Annotated in this window: 23 protein-coding genes; 12 read left to right on the top strand and 11 right to left on the bottom strand. The window is 47.8% G+C overall.

All coding sequences use genetic code 11. From position 1 onward, the window contains the following. Positions 1–6 precede the first annotated feature (6 nt). Together XMM312_RS08525 and XMM312_RS08520 are read left to right on the top strand one after the other, a co-directional pair. A complete protein-coding gene (locus tag XMM312_RS08525) occupies positions 7–897 on the top strand; it encodes a ribose-phosphate diphosphokinase (protein ID WP_173489072.1) in 891 nt (296 codons plus the stop codon). Beyond that, complete coding sequence (locus XMM312_RS08520; protein ID WP_173489071.1) at positions 897–1472, top strand: alpha-ketoglutarate-dependent dioxygenase AlkB; 576 nt, start codon at positions 897–899, stop codon at positions 1470–1472. The genes XMM312_RS08525 and XMM312_RS08520 overlap by 1 nt, the downstream gene beginning before the upstream one ends. On the opposite strand, the gene XMM312_RS08515 is transcribed toward XMM312_RS08520, so the two are convergent. Further along, a complete protein-coding gene (locus XMM312_RS08515) occupies positions 1452–1886 on the bottom strand; it encodes a flavodoxin domain-containing protein (protein WP_173482003.1) in 435 nt (144 codons plus the stop codon). The genes XMM312_RS08520 and XMM312_RS08515 overlap by 21 nt on opposite strands. Before the next feature lie 168 nt (positions 1887–2054). Between XMM312_RS08515 and XMM312_RS08510 the strand changes: the two genes are divergently transcribed. The 4 genes from XMM312_RS08510 (at position 2055) to ppiC (ending at position 4270) form a co-directional block, all read left to right on the top strand. Continuing rightward, positions 2055–2726, top strand: coding sequence for a DUF4395 family protein (locus tag XMM312_RS08510; protein WP_173483244.1), 672 nt, complete (start codon positions 2055–2057; stop codon positions 2724–2726). A 73-nt stretch (positions 2727–2799) separates the two neighbouring features. Then, the gene (locus tag XMM312_RS11555) at positions 2800–3426 is read left to right on the top strand and encodes a SulP family inorganic anion transporter (RefSeq protein WP_254442904.1); all 627 of its coding nucleotides are present in this window, start codon (positions 2800–2802) and stop codon (positions 3424–3426) included. A gap of 111 nt (positions 3427–3537) precedes the next feature. Next, the gene (locus XMM312_RS11550) at positions 3538–3951 is read left to right on the top strand and encodes an STAS domain-containing protein (RefSeq protein ID WP_371743478.1); all 414 of its coding nucleotides are present in this window, start codon (positions 3538–3540) and stop codon (positions 3949–3951) included. A 40-nt stretch (positions 3952–3991) separates the two neighbouring features. Next, on the top strand, positions 3992–4270 hold the full coding sequence (gene ppiC, locus XMM312_RS08500) for a peptidylprolyl isomerase PpiC (RefSeq protein WP_173483246.1): 279 nt from the start codon (positions 3992–3994) through the stop codon (positions 4268–4270). Between the two features lie 2 nt (positions 4271–4272). On the opposite strand, the gene XMM312_RS08495 is transcribed toward ppiC, so the two are convergent. Next, positions 4273–5061, bottom strand: a complete 789-nt coding sequence (locus XMM312_RS08495; RefSeq protein WP_173482007.1) for a DUF3530 family protein — start codon at positions 5059–5061, stop codon at positions 4273–4275. Positions 5062–5235: 174 nt separating this feature from the next. Here XMM312_RS08495 and XMM312_RS08490 point away from each other — a divergent pair, with 174 nt between their 5' ends. Beyond that, on the top strand, positions 5236–5655 hold the full coding sequence (locus XMM312_RS08490; protein ID WP_173483247.1) for a hypothetical protein: 420 nt from the start codon (positions 5236–5238) through the stop codon (positions 5653–5655). Between the two features lie 4 nt (positions 5656–5659). On the opposite strand, the gene XMM312_RS08485 is transcribed toward XMM312_RS08490, so the two are convergent. Then, positions 5660–6202 carry a hypothetical protein gene (locus XMM312_RS08485; RefSeq protein ID WP_173489070.1) on the bottom strand — a complete coding sequence of 181 codons (543 nt, stop codon included), beginning with the start codon at positions 6200–6202 and terminating at the stop codon, positions 5660–5662. 152 nt (positions 6203–6354) lie between these two features. Here XMM312_RS08485 and XMM312_RS08480 point away from each other — a divergent pair, with 152 nt between their 5' ends. Both XMM312_RS08480 and XMM312_RS08475 read left to right on the top strand, forming a co-directional pair. Further along, positions 6355–6930, top strand: a complete 576-nt coding sequence (locus tag XMM312_RS08480; protein ID WP_173482010.1) for a rhodanese-like domain-containing protein — start codon at positions 6355–6357, stop codon at positions 6928–6930. Between the two features lie 102 nt (positions 6931–7032). After that, positions 7033–7563 (top strand): hypothetical protein, encoded by a 531-nt coding sequence (locus tag XMM312_RS08475; RefSeq protein WP_173482011.1) that lies wholly within the window; start codon positions 7033–7035, stop codon positions 7561–7563. Here the strand turns inward: XMM312_RS08475 and XMM312_RS08470 are convergent. From XMM312_RS08470 to XMM312_RS08455, 4 genes are read right to left on the bottom strand one after another with little or no spacing between them, the layout of a single operon-like run. Beyond that, entirely contained in the window at positions 7560–8360 is an 801-nt protein-coding gene (locus XMM312_RS08470; RefSeq protein WP_173482012.1) for an amidohydrolase, read from the bottom strand. The two genes, XMM312_RS08475 and XMM312_RS08470, sit on opposite strands and share 4 nt — an antisense overlap. Further along, positions 8348–9499: a methionine aminotransferase gene (locus tag XMM312_RS08465; protein WP_371743477.1), complete on the bottom strand. Its 1152-nt coding sequence runs from the start codon at positions 9497–9499 to the stop codon at positions 8348–8350. The genes XMM312_RS08470 and XMM312_RS08465 overlap by 13 nt, the downstream gene beginning before the upstream one ends. A 9-nt stretch (positions 9500–9508) precedes the next feature. Continuing rightward, the gene (locus XMM312_RS08460) at positions 9509–9883 is read right to left on the bottom strand and encodes a hypothetical protein (protein WP_173482013.1); all 375 of its coding nucleotides are present in this window, start codon (positions 9881–9883) and stop codon (positions 9509–9511) included. Beyond that, positions 9883–10365, bottom strand: a complete 483-nt coding sequence (locus tag XMM312_RS08455; protein ID WP_173482014.1) for a DUF2489 domain-containing protein — start codon at positions 10363–10365, stop codon at positions 9883–9885. Before XMM312_RS08455 ends, XMM312_RS08460 begins: the two co-directional genes overlap by 1 nt. Positions 10366–10383: 18 nt before the next feature. Here XMM312_RS08455 and XMM312_RS08450 point away from each other — a divergent pair, with 18 nt between their 5' ends. From XMM312_RS08450 to XMM312_RS08440, 3 genes are all read left to right on the top strand, one after another. Then, positions 10384–10623 (top strand): hypothetical protein, encoded by a 240-nt coding sequence (locus XMM312_RS08450; RefSeq protein WP_173489069.1) that lies wholly within the window; start codon positions 10384–10386, stop codon positions 10621–10623. Between the two features lie 83 nt (positions 10624–10706). After that, positions 10707–12185 carry a SulP family inorganic anion transporter gene (locus XMM312_RS08445; RefSeq protein WP_173482016.1) on the top strand — a complete coding sequence of 493 codons (1479 nt, stop codon included), beginning with the start codon at positions 10707–10709 and terminating at the stop codon, positions 12183–12185. 9 nt (positions 12186–12194) lie between these two features. Then, positions 12195–13040, top strand: a complete 846-nt coding sequence (locus tag XMM312_RS08440) for a universal stress protein (protein WP_173482017.1) — start codon at positions 12195–12197, stop codon at positions 13038–13040. A gap of 62 nt (positions 13041–13102) precedes the next feature. Here the strand turns inward: XMM312_RS08440 and XMM312_RS08435 are convergent, their stop codons facing one another. The 4 genes from XMM312_RS08435 to XMM312_RS08420 form a co-directional block, all read right to left on the bottom strand. Then, positions 13103–13441: a carboxymuconolactone decarboxylase family protein gene (locus XMM312_RS08435; RefSeq protein ID WP_173482018.1), complete on the bottom strand. Its 339-nt coding sequence runs from the start codon at positions 13439–13441 to the stop codon at positions 13103–13105. 83 nt (positions 13442–13524) lie between these two features. Continuing rightward, positions 13525–14313, bottom strand: coding sequence for a sulfite exporter TauE/SafE family protein (locus XMM312_RS08430; protein ID WP_173489068.1), 789 nt, complete (start codon positions 14311–14313; stop codon positions 13525–13527). A 28-nt stretch (positions 14314–14341) separates the two neighbouring features. Continuing rightward, positions 14342–15658, bottom strand: a complete 1317-nt coding sequence (locus tag XMM312_RS08425; protein WP_173482020.1) for a sulfatase — start codon at positions 15656–15658, stop codon at positions 14342–14344. Next, positions 15655–17592, bottom strand: coding sequence for a TRAP transporter fused permease subunit (locus XMM312_RS08420; protein ID WP_173482021.1), 1938 nt, complete (start codon positions 17590–17592; stop codon positions 15655–15657). The genes XMM312_RS08425 and XMM312_RS08420 overlap by 4 nt, the downstream gene beginning before the upstream one ends. Positions 17593–17636 lie beyond the last annotated feature (44 nt).

The following is a 17636-nucleotide window of genomic DNA, read 5'->3' as shown; positions in this document are numbered from 1 at the left end:
TGACTTATGAAAAACTCCATTCTATTTAATCTATCTCCAAGCCACCCTATTCCGGAAAAACTCGCTGAAACCACCGGTCTACCCTTGGGTCAATTTGAAATCCGTCACTTCCCTGATGGGGAGACGTTTCTCAGGGTTGATACCGACGTAGCACAATCCAACGTGGTTATTTTCTGCGACCTATACCAACCCAATGAGAAACTGTTTCCACTACTCAGTTTTGCAGAAAATGCGCGCGAGCTAGGCGCTAGCAATATCTGTCTGATCACACCCTATCTTCCGTATATGCGGCAAGATAAACGTTTTCATACGGGCGAATCGATCACCTCTAGACACTTTGCTAAGCACCTATCCCTCGCCTTTGATGCACTGATAACGGTCGATCCACACCTACATCGCTATCCAACACTGGATGCGGTATACACACTCAACGGAATGGTCTGCACGGCGCAAACGGTGATTACCGAGTTCCTAAAAACTCAAACCGATAACTTGCTGTTGATCGGCCCTGATGAGGAGAGTGAACAGTGGGTAGCTGCCATCGCCAACGCATCTAATCGACCCTATCAGATCCTGTTGAAAGAGCGATCAGGTGATTACGATGTCTCTGTGACAGAGCCTGAACTGGCCCAATACATAGGCTATCGTCCTGTATTAGTCGATGACATCATCTCCAGCGGAAGAACCATGCTAGCGACCATTGAACACTTGGAGTCAGCGGAGATGGGTAAACCTTTGATCATCGGAGTCCATGGTATTTTCGCTAAAGATGCATATGCACTATTGAAAGGTATTGCCGAAATTCACAGCTGCAACAGCATCGTCCATGAGACAAATTCCTTAGATCTGACACCGGTCATAGCCGATCAACTGCTAAGATATCTTAAACAACTGTAATGAGTAGTCGTTTGAACGCTGAGCTGATCGAAGGTTTTCTCAGTTCGACTGAAGCAGATGAGTTGCTCATGGAGCTCACAAACACCTTAGAGTGGCGCCAAGAGAGTATTACCCTTTATGGAAAAAGCCACCCTATTCCAAGACTGCAGTGCTTTGTAGCATCAAAAGGTGTTGGTTATCGCTATTCTAATCTGACGATGGAGGGTAGCGGCTTTCCGAACATTCTCGAATCCATTAAAGACAAAATCGAGTCAACGGCCAACCACACATTTAATGCCGTTCTTTGTAACCTCTATCGAGATGGGCATGACAGTATGGGGTGGCACAGTGATAACGAGCCAGAACTGGGCGAACAGCCTGTCATCGCGTCACTGTCACTAGGGAGCTCTCGCACCTTTCGATTTAGAGATCTAAAGAGTAGAAAAGAGACCGTCGACTTTGAACTCAGCCACGGCTCTCTGCTGATCATGAACCCTGGAGTTCAAGAGTATTGGGAGCACTCAGTGCCAAAACGTCTTCGCGTTAAACAACCGAGAATCAATCTAACCTTTCGACTAATCGATCCAGCTCGCTAGCCAACGCATAACAGGTTCTGCTGGCTCAGGATCTTTATTGGCATCAACATAGAGCGGCTCAACCAACGATTGAGCCTTCAGATTTGAAAACACTTCAAACAGTCGTTTGGCCGCCCCGTTGAAATAGTCATAACTTGAATCCCCTAACCCTACCAATGCAAAGCGCTGATGGGTTAAATCGGGCTCTTCATCTAATAGATCACAGTAGAGCGGCATCAAACCGTCTGGGATGTCTCCCATTCCTGTCGATGCCGTCATAATCAGCAGGGAAGCTGATGGATCAAGATCAGAGAGCTCGGGTGTATCTAGCCATTCACACTGATGTCCCTGAGTGGTCAGAAATTCCTGACACTCATCAGCCAATTCAATAGTTGAACCATAAACGGTACCGACGATGATTTGAAACTTAGACATCCAATAACCCTGCTGGAGAGCCGCTTATATTAGCAAAGTTAATAAATAACCAAGAGATCTATAACCAAACTAGTTAAGAAAAACTTAACCTAAGCAGCATCTATTATTAACGCTTATACCTAGCCTATTATTAGGAACAGTTAATATAAAAACAATAGAGGATCACTGATGAGAAACCCACTGTTTCACCCAATGAGTTACGACATGGTCAACGACAATGTTGTTAGAACACGTGCCGCTTTTCTATTCTTAGTACCCGTCTCTATATTAGTCATCTTCTACAACACCATAAATGGCTCGGCTTTCATTGTTGATCCCAGCACACTGGAAGATACTTGGGAAACCAACATGGCTGGGCAGATCATCTACTCCGCTGAGGTCGTTCGCCAGGTCTACGACTGGACCCCACAAACTTACCTATTGCTCTATGTCCTTTGGGAGATGGTGCTAAGTCAAAGCAAACGCACCGCTTGGCTCTGCCCTCTGTTCTGGATTGCCGGTGCTATGAACCGTCACCACAAGCCAGTCTACCGCCCATACCAGCCTAAGAAGTTTGCTTGGAAGATTGGTACCGCACTGGTTGCCGCCTGCCTGCTGTTCTTCAACCCGGTACCGGTTGCCGAATTTGTAAACAGCCTCACAGGAAGTGAACTGCTGACAACCACACAAAACTGGATGCCTCGCTGGACCCCTCTGGTGACCATTCCTCTCTGTCTAACCTTCATGTGGCTTGAAGCCGCTGCAGGTTGGTGTGCAGGCTGTTGGTTCCACTCGGTGCTGGTAAAAGTTGGTATCTTCAAAGAGCACTGTGACACCTGTGTTGACAGCAGCAACGACTAAAAGACGATAGCTAGTTCACTCAAAACCTTATAAATTGTGAGGATCTTATACGATCTATACGGTCCTCACTGACATGCCACATCGATCACGTTTTAATTCGGTACTCCCTTTCACTGCTCTGCGTGAGGTCTTTAAAGAGGGGTACCGTTTTGATCATTTCATCAAAGACCTACTCGCCGGTTTAACTGTCGGTATCATCGCCATTCCGCTCTCTATGGCACTCGCCATTGCCAGCGGTGTACCTCCACAGTACGGTCTCTATACAGCGATCATTGCCGGTATATTGATCCCTTTAACCGGTGGCTCTAGATACAGCGTTTCAGGCCCAACGGCTGCATTCGTAGTCATACTCTATCCCGTTGCTCAAAGTTACGGCTTGAATGGACTTCTACTCGCAACGCTTCTGGCCGGTTTGATCATGCTCACGCTCGCTTTCGCGAGGTTAGGTCGGTTGATTGAGTATATACCCGAACCGGTGACTCTCGGCTTCACCAGTGGCATTGCCGTCGTTATCGCAGTATTGCAACTCAATGATTTCCTAGGCCTTCATATAGCTGAAATGCCTGAATTCTTCTTTGCCAAGCTTGTCACCCTGTTTGACCATCTTCCTGCCATTCACACCGGGGAGCTCGTTGTCGGGGTGGTGACACTGGCCTCATTGATCATTTGGCCAAAATTTAAAACGCCCATCCCAACCTAACTTCCAGCAGCCATTGTCGGAACCCTAGCGGCTTTTCTCTGGGGCTTTAACGAGATAGAGACTAGCTGCTTCTCGCTGACCGTCATCTTTGACATGGTGATCGCCATTTGCGTGGGCGTCGTGCTAGCGGCACTGCTCTTCATGCGAGACATAGCACAGATGACCCAAGTAAAAGATATCAGTGGGGTGCGTAAACATGTCCCTAGGCCGCTCTCTGAAAGAACCGCCGTCTACAAAATCAACGGTCCGCTTTTCTTTGCTGCCGCTGATCGAGTTTTTGACCAACTGGAGCACCTAAGCCAAGGAAAACAAAAAATCATCTTATACCTAGATGGTGTATCGATACTGGATGCCGGCGGGCTGTCGGCACTTGAACGTTTCATTGAACGTCGAATTCAGGATGGCTGTGAAATCGTTTTGGCGGATCTTCAGTTTCAACCGTTAAAAACTGTCTCTCGATCTGACCTGACACCTCTACCGAACCATTTAAGTTTTACCGCCACCTTAGCAGAAGCGCTAGAGTAGATCTGATAGAATACACAACATAACCATTTCGAGAGAGACTATGGCCACCGCATCTGCAGTACACATTTTGGTAAAGACCAAAGAGGAAGCTTTGGCGATATTAGCTGAGCTTAAAAAGGGCAAGAAGTTCGATCAGCTCGCTAAAAAACACTCTATCTGCCCATCAGGCAAGAGAGGCGGTAGCCTCGGTGAGTTTCATCGTGGCGATATGGTCAAAGCCTTCGATGATGTGGTCTTTAAGCGCCCGATCTTAAAGGTACACGGCCCTATCAAAACCCGTTTTGGCTACCATCTAATTAAGACCCTTTACCGTAACTAAGGTCAAAGCCTATCTAACCAACCAGAAACAGTGTCGACCAACTCAGATTTATGTGTTTTGAAGTAGTGCTCTGCCCCTTCAACAACCAGCTGTGCCGACTTTGGATTACCTGCTTTTTCCAGCATAGCCAGACGCTCTGGCGCTTTTCTGATAACAGCCGGGAAATCTTCACTGCCATAAAGGTCTAAGACTGGCATTGGCATTTTATCGAGCTGAAAAGGTTCTACCATCGGTTGTTTGTAATCGGTGGCTCCCATCCCGATTCCGACATAGGCATCAAATGAGGCTAAGCTCGCTTCAGGTTGATTCTTAATCCAACGCTGCGCCATGTGTGAACCACAACTGTGAGCGAGCAAAACAACTTGACCACCCTGCTCCTTAGCAAACTCAGTCGCAGCCTGGAAACGTGGGGCAGCTTCATCAAAGATATCGACGTAGTCAAAATACTTAGCGCTCTTTTCCAAAACCGGAAGTTGAATGCTGAGGGTATTCCAACCCGCTTCAACCAAACCCACTCGCAAAGGGTTTACAACGCTCTCCCAGTCGGCGTGATAACCACGTCCATGAGCGATGATCACTGTCCCTTTTGGCTCGTCGGCCTCCATAAAGATCGCTAGAAACTCCCGATCACCGTCACTGAGTTCTATAGGGTCGCCATCAAAGATGACATCAACTATTTCATCCACCATCCGTTGTTCACGTTCAAGATCAGGGACTCGTTGAGCATGAGCGACAGTGGCAAGCATCGATACCCACAGTGTAAATGCTAACGGGAAGGTAGATAGGCGCATGACAAACTCCTAAGATGAATCAGACAGGTTAACTGTATTAAAGCAGAATACGAAAAGGTGTAAATATTGAGTCACTTTTAAAATAAATTAATAACTTAGGGAACTTTTCAGGAAAACCTATCTCTATATAGATAAGTGTCACAATGTTCATTAATGGTACAAAAGCAAAGTCCAATGAGAATCATCGCAACCTCTTTAATCTGCTCAACACTGCTGGTAAGTGGATGCTCTAGCGTGAGTTACGACACGGCTCATAAGCTACGTATCAATGGCGATGTAGTCACTGCCCAATGTGAATCATCCATGTCAACGGTCACTGAGCATGAGAAGTTAAAATGGGGACGTAACATTGCAACGCCTATTTTGACGGTAGCGACCGTTGGATTGGCACCCATCATCATCGGTGCCAACGCAGCCTTGGACTATGTCGATCGCAAAAATGCATCCAACATGTTGGAGAGTTGCGGCAAGAATCCACTCAATGAAGAGCAGATACTTGCCGATGTTGGTACTAACGCCATGGTAAACGTCGCATTAGGCGCGGTTGATGTGGGTGGTGTGCTATCACCTGTTAGCTCAAACGCCGCGAACTAAGTTTCTACTCTGTGCCCAATCGATACGCATCGTGGCAGGCTACACACTGCGACGTAAGATCGGCCATTTTCAGAAAAATCTCCTGACTATCTTCAGTAATCTCCGAATCCCTGAGCGTCGTCGCTAACGCGTTCGCTTTTGTGTGCATCCCGTGACCCAACATCTGCATTCCAGGAGGCATGTACTCTCGAGCCGAATGCAGACCATTGGCGCCGTGACTGTTGCCAAAACCAAGATGCTGCTCAATCGCTTCTGCAGCCTGAACATAGTCTCCAGAGGCCACATTCATTAGGGCTAGGTTTACCCCCCTCAGGTGGTCTCGCATGTTCTGCAAAGTGAGATGGTATTCAGCTTCAGGAAACAATACGAGTTCTCTCTGGTCATTGACGACAGGTGTAGCCTCCTCTTCAGACATGCCGAGATGCTTCATCATCATCTCGTGATCATGTTGAGTCATTTTGCTGTGATCAACGGACATCTCTGCCATTGAGTGGCTAGAAGCCGTCATCAAAAACAGGGCTAATGAGAGTGGAGTCAGTTTTTTCATGCCAGGACCTACGAAGTAATTATTCGATCAAAGAATAATAGCAGAGGTTAAAAATTAATAAGACTTTTCCAAAGCAGAAGAGGATAATGGTAATAAGACTCTTGTTTATGGTTATAAAAAGTAAGAGTCGCTATTAACACTGAGGAAAGATCATGAAAAAGCTTTTAAGCATCGCTACCGCTGCAGTATTTGCGGGTACCACATTAACTGCAATCGCCAGCGACGAACACATCCAGCTATGGGACAAAATGAACGCTTACACCGTTGAGCTTGAAGATGGCCCAATGGAGATCACTCGAGTTAAAACTCCACCTGCATTGATTAAGGGTTACCTACAACCAATGGTTCCAGCAGAAGGTGTAACGCCAGTTGGTGAGATCGATGTGATCGAAGCGATTGGTAAAGAGAACAACATGATCGTTGATATGCGTATGAAAGATCACGTTCTTCAACTAGGTACCATCCCTGGATCTATCAACATTCCATACACTGAAGTTGCCATGAACATGGATCAATTCGGTTGTGAGAAAAAGGGTGAGGGTTGGAGCTGTGCAGACGTTACAACTAAGATCTACGCTTTCTGTAACTCAAGCACCTGTCCACAAAGCCCAAGCGGCATTCGTGCCATGATCCGTGAAGGCTACCCAGCAGAACTGATCTACTACTACCGTGGTGGTTACCAAGATTGGACCATTCATGGACTTACAACGGTTGAGGGTGAACTCTAATTGAGAGAGTGAGCTGATAAATATTCTAAAGAGGCCTTAGAGCCTCTTTTTTTATTCCTGTTCAATGAATAAAATAGGCTAAATTTTGATCAGGAACATGAATTGAAAACCTACTCTCTAAAAGCCCTTATTATCTCAGCCGTGTTATTGGTCAGCGGCGCTCTCAAAGCCGATGATTCTGCTAGAGCCTTCTACCAACTTGCAGAGAGACCGGTCACACTGATTGATATGGGCTTTTACAGACTCAACCTTGATCTAGATAAGCAGTTAATCCCGAATATTGCAGATCTTCTTAATACCCGAGACGAGCAGATTGGCATGCGCGCCTACATCTCCTCTTCACCTGAAACCGATATTATTTTAATCGTTGAGACACGCCTTAAGGGTGCGTTTGATGATTCCCGAAGTACGCGAAAAGCAAAAGCACTGTGCGACAAAATTACCGCTGAATCCGCACTCTATTTCTTTAGAAATCCTTTAATCGATTACTTTCAGACATTTGACCCATTTGAAGAGCCACTACCTAAGGAGTTAGCGGGTCATCTTGAAAGCGCACTTCGCCTCAGTGCGATTGTACCCACCAAAGAGGGGTTACCTGAGTATCGTTGCATGCGCCCGCTTAAACTTCGTTAAAGTTCAACGATTCTGCGCTTAACACCGCTCAAGGTGAACGCATCACGATCGGCGGCCGCCGGGAAGCGAGATCGATACTCCATAAGATCGTCTTTATTCAGCGAAACAGATTCGATCGTTGCTTGAAACGGTTCACTCTCTTTTAACAACTCCCCATCAAAAGAGATCACCAGGCTGTCGCCAGAATACTCCAGTCCATTTCCGTCCGTACCGACTCGATTGACTCCAACAACATAGGCTAGGTTCTCCACGGCTCGCGCCTGAAGCAGAGAGCGCCACGCGACTCTTCTAGCAGCCGGCCAGTTAGCCACATAGAGAAGCAGATCATACTCATCACAATTTCTTGACCATACCGGGAAACGAAGGTCATAACAGACCAGCGGCATAATTCGCCACCCTTTGTAGTGAATAATGACGCGCTCTTCACCGGCCGAGTAGTGATTTGGCTCATCACCCATAGTGAACAGATGGCGTTTGTCGTATTTAGCGACACGCCCCTCAGGGGTGATAAAGAGGAAGCGATTTCGATACTCCCCTGCAACAGAAACAGAGAGACTGCCTGCCAGAGCTTTTCCGCTTTGAGACGCGAGTTCAATCAACCATTGTAAGTTCTTGCCATCAATGGGTTCTGCACAGGTTTCAGGTGACATGGTAAAACCTGTCAAAAACATCTCAGGCATAACGACAATATCGCAGCTATCTAAAGCTAATACCTGCTCTTCGATAGCCTTACGGTTGGCCTGAGAGTCCTCCCAAGCAAGATCGATTTGAAGATAGCTCAGCGTTAAATTCGACATAGGCGTTCAATCGCTTTATCAAGGGTGTCATCAGCTTTGGCGAAGCAGAGACGAATACAACCTGTCTGCTCACCGTTTGAGTAGAACGGAGAAAGAGGAATGGCTGCGACACCCACCTCATCAATCAAACGCAGTACGAATTGATCATCAGGCTCATCGCTGATCGCTGTGTAATCAACCAACTGAAAATAGGTACCACTCGAGTTGAGCAGTTTAAAACGGCTGTTTTGCAGCCCCTTAGCCAATCGATCGCGTTTTTGCGTAAAGAATTCAGGCAATGTTCGTGGGTAGTCTGGCTCTTCAACCATAAAGTCCGCTATCGCATGTTGAATCGGTGTGTGGCTTGTGAATGTAACGTACTGGTGAACCTTGCGCAGCTCTTTGGTTAATGGCGCAGGCGCAACACAATACCCAGTGCGCCAGCCTGTGACGTGATAGGTTTTGCCGAACGAGGAGACAATGAACGAACGCTCAATCAACTCTGGATGAGTATTCACACTTTGATGCACCTGTCCGTCATAGACCAGGTGCTCGTAGACCTCATCACTGATGATCAATATGTCGGTGCCTCTGACAATGTCTGCCAGCGCATCTAAATCGGAACGCTGCCAAATAGATCCCGTCGGATTATGTGGCGTGTTAATGATGATCATACGGGTTTTAGAGGTGATGGCTGCTCTTACCTCGTCCCACTGCACCGAAAAATTGGGCGGTAGCAACTTAATATGAACGGGCACTCCACCATTAATCTCAATGGCAGGCTGATAGCTATCATAGGCGGGATCAAAGACGATCACCTCATCACCGGGCTGAATCACGGAGGTAATCGCTGAATAGATCGCCTCTGTAGCACCTGGCGTTACAGTCACTTCATTGGCCACATCCAAATCACGACCATAATAGTTTTTCACTTTGAGTTTAATCTGTTCCAACAGTTTGGGAACACCGGCCAAAGGGGCGTATTGATTGTTGCCTGAGGTAATCGCACGGCCAACGCCGTCTAGTAACTTCTGTGGGCCTAGGTAATCTGGAAAGCCCTGTGACAGGTTGATTGCCTGCTTTTCAGCCGCTAATGCAGACATTGTTGTGAAGATGGTTTCACCGACAGAAGGCAGTTTAGTTTTGGGGTAGTTCAGCACGTTTGGCTCCTAAAACTCTCGTATTGTGGGCTCTTTTTTTATCGCTTTTTTTAACCGTTCGAGAACCTCTGCAATGCGCTCTCGACCTTTTCGATCATATAGATAGTTGGCGAGACCTTCACTCGCTTTTTGTTCGCCATCAAGTCCTTCATGTATCCTGAGGCAATCAATCCTTGCCTCTTCCAGTAGTGGATCTGACTGTATTGGCAAGCCTAGAAAGAGATCCCACTCGGTCACTTTGGCTTCCCCAGAGAGCACACGTTCAAGTAGATTGATCACCGATCCTCTTGTTGGACGATAACTGGGTGTTCTGCCAAAGGTCAGTGCCGCGACCAACAGTAGAGTTGCCAGCAGAGTAAAGATAAATACTGGCAGTATGGACATCAGTGCACCCTATGCATCTCATGATCAATCAGACGTTGAGCCGCGACGTGGATTCTTTCTTGGCATTCAGCCTCTACTTTCAGCATCTCCATCTGAAATTTTCGCTGTGACTGTTTATCCAAGGCTTTCCAATCTTGAAGGATAGGAATGTGGGAAGTTTTACCATAGACCTCTTCAATCACTTGGTAGTCAGGGTCTTGATGCAGCGATGCGTCATAATTATCAATCATCACTTTTAGACGCATGCACCCCTCTGTCAAAGTGATCTTGTCATCGTGCAGTATGGCATTAGAGATGATACGAATGCTCTCTGTTAGGTAACGACGATTGGCTGCAGCCTCTACTGCCAACTTCTCCTCTTGCTCGGCTAACTGACGCGTAATCTCTCGCTGTTCACGCAACTGTTTGGTAATAAACCAGGCCAGCAGTGCAATGGCTATCACACCAATTAAGATCAGGGTGTATACTAGACTCTCGTTCATGTTCACTAATCCATTACCATGTTAATTCTCGATTCAAACGCACAGCTAGGAACTCTTATTGAGGAGCTCTACTTAAAACCAACCGGGATGACTGCAGAACAAGCTGCTGAGTTATGCGGTCTTGATACGAAAGAATTTAGCGCTATTCTAGCCGGTGAGCTGCCAATGAACCACAAAAGAGCACTCGCTCTTTCTCGTGGTTTTAATACTCACATCAGTTTTTTTCAAAACTACATCTCTAGCAAATCCGATCAATAACTCAAAACCAGTCACCCACCGACAAACGGCTTGAAAGCTGATAACATTGCGGACTTTCGTTTTTTAATACCCTGAAGGTCCCAATGAGCCCATCACTACACTACAACTGGTTCTCTAACGTACGTGGCGACATCCTCTCTGGTTTGGTTGTTGCTTTGGCTTTGATTCCAGAAGCGATCGCCTTCTCGATCATTGCAGGCGTTGACCCTAAAGTCGGCCTATACGCCTCTTTCTGTATCGCTGTCATCACCGCGTTTGCCGGTGGACGCCCGGGCATGATCTCGGCAGCCACGGGGGCCATGGCCCTACTGATGGTCACCTTGGTGAAAGAGCACGGTCTTGAATACCTACTGGCAGCAACCCTATTAACAGGTGTTATTCAGATTGGTGCCGGTTATCTTCGCTTGGGCTCGTTGATGCGCTTTGTATCCCGCTCGGTAGTGACTGGGTTTGTAAACGCTCTGGCGATCTTGATCTTTATGGCGCAGTTGCCTGAGCTGATTGATGTGACTTGGCACGTCTATGCCATGACAGCAGCAGGCTTGGTGATTATCTACACCTTCCCCTACCTAACCACTAAAATCCCATCACCACTGGTCTGCATCCTTGTTTTGACCGCAGTTTCAATGGCACTTGGACTGGACATTCGCACGGTAGGCGATATGGGTGAACTGCCTGACACACTCCCTATTTTCCTATGGCCCGATGTACCTCTGACGCTAGAAACACTGTGGATCATCCTACCTTACTCATTGCCACTAGCAGTCGTAGGTCTTCTAGAGTCTCTTATGACCGCCACCATCGTCGATGATCTTACTGACACGTCAAGTGATAAAAACCGTGAGTGTAAAGGCCAAGGACTTGCCAACATCGGTGCAGGCCTGTTTGGTGGCATGGCAGGTTGTGCAATGATCGGACAATCAGTGATCAACGTGAAATCAGGCGGTCGAACGCGCCTATCAACACTGATCGCAGGTGTGGTTCTGCTAATACTCGTTGTTTTCCTAGATGAGTGGGTCTCTCAGATTCCGATGGCGGCTCTGGTGGCCGTGATGATCATGGTCTCTATTGGTACCTTTTCTTGGGAGTCGATCTTTAACCTACGCAAACACCCAATGTCGACCAATATCGTCATGTTGACGACGGTCGCTGTCGTTGTGGCGACTCACAACCTGGCCTTTGGCGTCTTCGCCGGTGTACTGTTAGCTGCACTGTTCTTTGCCAACAAAATTGGTCAATTCCTCTACATTGGCAAAGAGGATGGCGAGGGCGAAAACCATCGTGTCTATCGTGTTGTCGGCCAGGTATTCTTCAGTTCAAGTGATAAGTTCACCGCTGCGTTTGATTTCAAAGAGGACACTGATCGTGTCACCATTGATCTATCACGCGCACACTTCTGGGATTTAACTGCCGTCGGCGCACTGGATAAGGTGATTCTTAAATTCCGTCGTGAAGGGATTGCGGTTGATACCGTTGGTTTGAACGAGGCGAGCGCGACCATCGTGGATAAATTCGCCGTACATGATAAACCTGATCAGATCGATGAGCTGATGGGACACTAAGGAGCAGTTATGACTCAAGTTGTAGCCTGTATTGATGGCATCGGCGAACGCTCAGAAGCGGTGTGTGACACGGCCGCTTGGGCTAGCCGAGTTCTTCAAGCACCTCTTAAGCTTCTGCACGTTCTAGATAAACGTGAATTCCCAACGGAAGAGAAGAGTCAACTCAGTGGCACCATTGGACTGGGTGCCCGTGAATCTCTTCTAGAAGAGCTCGCCTCTCTTGATGAGCAGCGTGGACGCATTGCCCGCGAACAGGGTCGTGTCATGTTGAATGCCGCTCTAGAGAGAGCCAACCAAGACCGCGCATTCGAACCGTCAACCTCACAACGTCATGGCGATCTGCAGCAGACCCTTGAAGAGGAGCAGTCAGATACTCGTCTGCTCGTGTTAGGCAAAGGCGCGCATGGTGATGCAATGGGGGTTCATATCGAACCGATCATTCGCGCACTGCATCGCCCTATTCTGATTACAGATACAGCACTGGTTGAACCCAAACGTTTTATGATCGCTTACGATGGCAGCAAAACCGCTCGTAAAGCTCTGGATATGGTTGCCAAAAGCCCACTGTTGAAAGAGGCTGATTGTGAGCTATTAATGGTAGGGCCAGCGACATTCGACTTTAAACAGGAGTTGGAGATCGCTGAAAAGGTCCTAGTGGAGGCTGGCTTTAATGTGAATGCCACATTAGCGGCAGGTGAAGCAGAAGAAGTTATTCTGGAGCATGAGTCTAAGACGGGTTCAGAGCTGCTGGTAATGGGCGCTTACGGACACTCGCGTATCCGCCAGATGCTGGTTGGCAGTACCACTACCTCACTTCTAAGACGAACACCGACGCCCGTCCTTCTGTTGCGTTAGTCTTATCTGTTTTTGATAGCATTGCCTAGGAGGTTTAATATCCTCTTAGGCAATGTACATAATTACTTTTGAGCTTGATACTGCTCGAACGCCTCGATTGCTTGTGCACCATAGACCATTGAAGGTCCACCGCCCATCAACATAGCAACCCCAATCATATCGTCAAGCTCTTCTCGAGTAACACCAGCGTTGGTCGCGGCATTCATATGGTAGGCGATACAGCCATCACAACGGATCGCAATTGCAATGCCCAGCGCAATAAGCTCTTTCGTTTTAACATCCAACACCCCCTCTTTCATGGTGCCTTGATGCAACGCAGCAAAGCCTTTTCGCGCACCGTTCGGCAGCTTAGCGGCAAATTCATTAAGGTGATCGCGATATTCTGGGTAGTTATGACTCATAGCCTGCTCCTAAATTAAGTTAGAAGCAGAATAGAGAAGTGGGTAGGAAAGGTATTGAGATAGGTCAGTTAAAATAGAATTCTCTAAATTAAGTGCATAGATTCTAATAGGGCTTCAACTAAACCGATCAGGGCCAGACCAATAAAGAGTCCCGTTATCCGTTTAATCGACTCTTCACTAAAACGTGAAAAGAGCTTAGAGGCCAACGGCAAAGAGACCACACAGCCGACCATCAAGGAGGCCACCAGTGCATAATCCATGACACCCCGGCTACCAAAGGTGATTGAGACAGCCAGTGATAGAATCAGTCCAACAGGAATCGACGTCGCTACGGCAGATTTTACAGAGAGCCCGCCAGATGAAGAGAGTGCTGGGACCACTAGGACTCCGCCACCCACACCCGTAAGACCCATCAAAAAACCAGTGATACCACTGAGCCAAGAGAGGCTGAGTCTGCTTAAATATTCTTTAATCCGTTTAGTAAACATCGAAGCGAGAGAGAGCACGCCAGCAAGAAGAACGAGTAGCATCAGCACTCGATCCATAGTCACTCGCATCTCTGGATCCGAAACGAGTGTTAGGCTCAAGGCACTTAGGATGGTGACCGGCAAGCATAGGTAGAGAAACTTACGACCAACCGTCCAGTTAACCCCACCCTGCTTCGCATGACCAACTGTCATCAACACCTTCGCTAAAAAGGCAAAGAATGAGCCACTGGCAACCGCCAATGTTGGATCCAGATTAAACAGAACAATCAGGGAGGGAACCACCAGAACGCCAGCGCCAACACCCGATAAAAAGATCAGCATCGAGAAGAAGAATCCTGCCACAATTGCATAAGGATCCAGACTACTGAAGAGAGAGAGTTCCATCACATTGTCCTAAATTAAAAACCGCAGCTTATCGCTGCGGCATATCTGCTCGACCATAACCCAAACTAACAGAAGCATCGTCAGGGATGCTTGGAATAGTATCATTCCAATCCATCCAAACTTGACGCATCTCAGCCAGTTTATCTGGATAGTTCTTAGCTTGGTTCGCACGTTCGCGTGCATCGTTGACGACATTGAATAGATACTCATGCTCATCAACTTTCAGGTATTTCCAATCGCCCATACGGTAGGCACGCTGATCACGGTGATTCATACGCCAGAAGAGAGGACGTTCAAAGCTCTCAACTTGACCCGTTAGAACAGGTGTCAAATCTACTCCGTCCGTTGCGTAGCTTGGGTCCGCTTCGCCGCCACCGATCTTCATCAGAGTGTATGACCAATCCATTGTCATACAGTGCTGAGTCGTTTTCTGGCCAGCCTTAATGCCCTTAGGCCAACGAACCACCCAAGGGACACGAATACCGCCCTCTGTTAGGTCCATTTTACCGCCGACCAGAGGCCAGTTATCGGAGAAACGCTCACCACCGTTGTCGCTGGTAAAGACGATCAAGGTATCCTCTGTTAGGCCCTGCTCTTCAAGCGCAGCCATGATGTTCCCGATCCCCTCATCCATGTGGTGAATCATACGTTGATAGGTATGAATGTTACCGCCATCAAGATGGAAAAGATTGGTGATGTTTTTAGAGACCTCTTCGTCGTCGCGCGTCTCCCAAGGCCAGTGTGGCGCCGTGTAGTGAAGACTTAGGAAGAAAGGTTTACCGTTTTTCGCATCATCTGCTTTACGGTTTACAAACTGAACCGCACGCTCTGACAATAGATCCGTCAAATAACCCGGCTCATGGTGCTCCTCTTCATCAATGTAGAGATCATGGTCACCCTTACCACTGACATGGCTAAAGTAATCCACACCACCCGCCATAATGCCATAGAACTCATCATAGCCCGATTTGAGTGGACTGAAATGAGGTGGATAGCCAAGGTGCCACTTGCCGATTAGACCTGTGTTGTAACCCGCCTTTTTTAGCTGTGAAGGCAAGGTTGGGATTTCTGGTGGTAAGCCTAGACGAGGGTCACCCTTTGATCGACTGTTGATTGGTTCTTCCAATGCACCGCGTAAACGGTACTGGTATGCCATGGTCATCAAGGCAAAACGTGTCGGAGAACAGACGGGAGAGTTCGCATAACCGTCGGTAAAGATCATGCCCTCTTCTGCCAAGCGATCGATGTTTGGAGAGATCATGCCAAACTGTGCTTCACGACCACCGTAACAGCCTAGATCTGCATAACCCAGATCATCAGCAACAATGTAAATAATATTGGTCATAGTGCCCCACCTTCCTTAATAAGGCTGTTAAATCCAAGAATACGACGGTGAGCAAGCAGGATAAGAACCGCTCCACCAAGACCGACTAGATCCCAGTAACCGTCAGGAACAAACATCAACACGACACAGCTGATGCGCAGTGCAATTTCGAAGATATTCAGTTTTGATTTATCAAAACCGATCAGTGCACTTGAAAGAACGGGAATGCTGACAATCAGTTTCAACATCAACCAGGCCCAAGGCAGCCAAGCGAACTGAATATTCTCTTGATCGACACTCAACATCATAGGGTTGTAAGCAAACATGAAAGGTATCAAGAAGATCATGATACCGATTCGAGAGGCATCAACGGATGTCTTAATCGGTTTACCCCCTGAGATGGTGGCTGCAGCATAGGCCGCTATTGCAACGGGTGGGGTGATGGCTGAACCCACTGCGATCATGAACACAAACATGTGAGCCGTTAGCGTGTCCAAACCGAGCATCTGCATCGCTGGAATCGCGATTGTTGCTACCGTTACATAAGCGGGTAGCGTTGGCATACCCATACCCAAGATCACACACCCGACTGCCGCAACAATCAACGAAATCATCAATGAATCGGTCACCACTGAGTTTAGAAGTACCCCAAATTTGACCGGCACACCCGTTGCTGAAAGCGCTGAGATAACAATTGAGACCGCCGCAATCGCCATTAAAAGGCCTGCGAAGGTGGATCCACCATCCGACAGACACTTAATCAAACGAGCAGGCTGTTTACGAATCTCAGGGTTAATGAAACTCAATGGGAATAGCAGTGCTAGAGCGGTAATCGAAGCGCCCGATGGTGACATACCTCGAATCAGTAGAACCACGATCACAAGCAGCGGGCCAAAAATCATTAGAAGATTAAGGTAGTCCTGTCTCTCTGGAACTGGAGTATTGGCAATATCCTCTTCGTTAGGCTGAATTCCCAAACGCTTAGTCTCGAAGTAGATCATCGTGCAGACACTGACGTAATAAGCTACAGCTGGTACTAATACAGCTACGATAACCGTCAGGTAGCCAACACCTGCAAAGTCCGCCATGACCAGTGCAGCGGCACCCATGATAGGTGGCATAATCTGACCACCAGAAGAAGCCGATGCCTCTACAGCGCCAGCAAAACTTTTCGTGAAGCCACGACGCATGATCATTGGGATGGTCACGACACCGGTGCCGACAACATTAGCTACTGCACTGCCCGACACGGTACCAAACAGGCCAGATGACATGACCGCTGCATAGGCAGGGCCACCCGCAGTGCGACGCATCCAGTAGAATGCGATGCGAATCATCGACTCACCGGCACCAACGCCCTCTAAAACGGCACCTAGAATGATGAATGGGAATACTGTTGTAATAACGATTGAGAAGGTACTTCCCATAATGCCTGTATCAAGCGAGAAGAGTAGATTCTGCGCCAACATCTCTTCGATACCGCTGTTAACAGTACGTAAAGGCCCCGGCCAAAGGTGCCCTGTCCACATATACGCAATTCCGATCACCCCAAGGATTGCAACCGGAATGCCCCAAATACGCCAACAGAAAAATAGAGCACCTGCAGCCGAGCAAACTGCGACCCACATCTCGTATGAGCCAAATAGGAACATTGCATCATCAATATCGCGCGCGACGAAATAGAACTCGAAGCTACCCCAGAAGAGGCCAGCAGTAGCTGCCAATCCTGTAAGAAGAACCCACCATGGCGTTTTCTTGCTTGAATCAGCCAGATCAACCAACACCATCGCTACACAAAGTGCGAAGAAGGTAGGTCGGAACCAGTGCATAGGGAAAGGCCCTAAACGGAAATCACCAATAGCTGGAAGGATATTTGCAAGGCCGTAGAAGGCCACCACAATACCCAAAACAAAAGCGATCGACTTTTGCACAGTAGCTGCGAGAGAAGTATTCATAATTAAGACTCTAAATAAGCGAGGCAAAGCTGCCCCGCTTTATA

The sequence above is a fragment of the Marinobacterium sp. xm-m-312 genome, from assembly GCF_013283295.1.
Classification (GTDB): Bacteria; Pseudomonadota; Gammaproteobacteria; order Pseudomonadales; family Balneatricaceae; genus Marinobacterium_E.
Note: the sequence above shows the minus strand (reverse complement) of the source record. Positions and strands in the feature narration are given on the sequence as shown.

Coding starts and splice junctions, on each gene's coding strand:
- XMM312_RS08420 (WP_173482021.1), bottom strand. CDS start 17,592: ATGAATACTTCTCTCGCAGCTACTGTGCAAAAGTCGATCGCTTTTGTT.
- XMM312_RS08495 (WP_173482007.1), bottom strand. CDS start 5,061: ATGCGCCTATCTACCTTCCCGTTAGCATTTACACTGTGGGTATCGATG.
- XMM312_RS11555 (WP_254442904.1), top strand. CDS start 2,800: ATGCCACATCGATCACGTTTTAATTCGGTACTCCCTTTCACTGCTCTG.
- XMM312_RS08510 (WP_173483244.1), top strand. CDS start 2,055: ATGAGAAACCCACTGTTTCACCCAATGAGTTACGACATGGTCAACGAC.
- XMM312_RS08430 (WP_173489068.1), bottom strand. CDS start 14,313: ATGGAACTCTCTCTCTTCAGTAGTCTGGATCCTTATGCAATTGTGGCA.
- XMM312_RS08450 (WP_173489069.1), top strand. CDS start 10,384: ATGTTAATTCTCGATTCAAACGCACAGCTAGGAACTCTTATTGAGGAG.
- XMM312_RS08490 (WP_173483247.1), top strand. CDS start 5,236: ATGAGAATCATCGCAACCTCTTTAATCTGCTCAACACTGCTGGTAAGT.
- XMM312_RS08425 (WP_173482020.1), bottom strand. CDS start 15,658: ATGACCAATATTATTTACATTGTTGCTGATGATCTGGGTTATGCAGAT.
- XMM312_RS08460 (WP_173482013.1), bottom strand. CDS start 9,883: ATGTCCATACTGCCAGTATTTATCTTTACTCTGCTGGCAACTCTACTG.
- XMM312_RS08455 (WP_173482014.1), bottom strand. CDS start 10,365: ATGAACGAGAGTCTAGTATACACCCTGATCTTAATTGGTGTGATAGCC.
- XMM312_RS08480 (WP_173482010.1), top strand. CDS start 6,355: ATGAAAAAGCTTTTAAGCATCGCTACCGCTGCAGTATTTGCGGGTACC.
- XMM312_RS08435 (WP_173482018.1), bottom strand. CDS start 13,441: ATGAGTCATAACTACCCAGAATATCGCGATCACCTTAATGAATTTGCC.
- ppiC (WP_173483246.1), top strand. CDS start 3,992: ATGGCCACCGCATCTGCAGTACACATTTTGGTAAAGACCAAAGAGGAA.
- XMM312_RS08520 (WP_173489071.1), top strand. CDS start 897: ATGAGTAGTCGTTTGAACGCTGAGCTGATCGAAGGTTTTCTCAGTTCG.
- XMM312_RS08515 (WP_173482003.1), bottom strand. CDS start 1,886: ATGTCTAAGTTTCAAATCATCGTCGGTACCGTTTATGGTTCAACTATT.
- XMM312_RS08470 (WP_173482012.1), bottom strand. CDS start 8,360: ATGTCGAATTTAACGCTGAGCTATCTTCAAATCGATCTTGCTTGGGAG.
- XMM312_RS08440 (WP_173482017.1), top strand. CDS start 12,195: ATGACTCAAGTTGTAGCCTGTATTGATGGCATCGGCGAACGCTCAGAA.
- XMM312_RS08485 (WP_173489070.1), bottom strand. CDS start 6,202: ATGAAAAAACTGACTCCACTCTCATTAGCCCTGTTTTTGATGACGGCT.
- XMM312_RS08445 (WP_173482016.1), top strand. CDS start 10,707: ATGAGCCCATCACTACACTACAACTGGTTCTCTAACGTACGTGGCGAC.
- XMM312_RS08525 (WP_173489072.1), top strand. CDS start 7: ATGAAAAACTCCATTCTATTTAATCTATCTCCAAGCCACCCTATTCCG.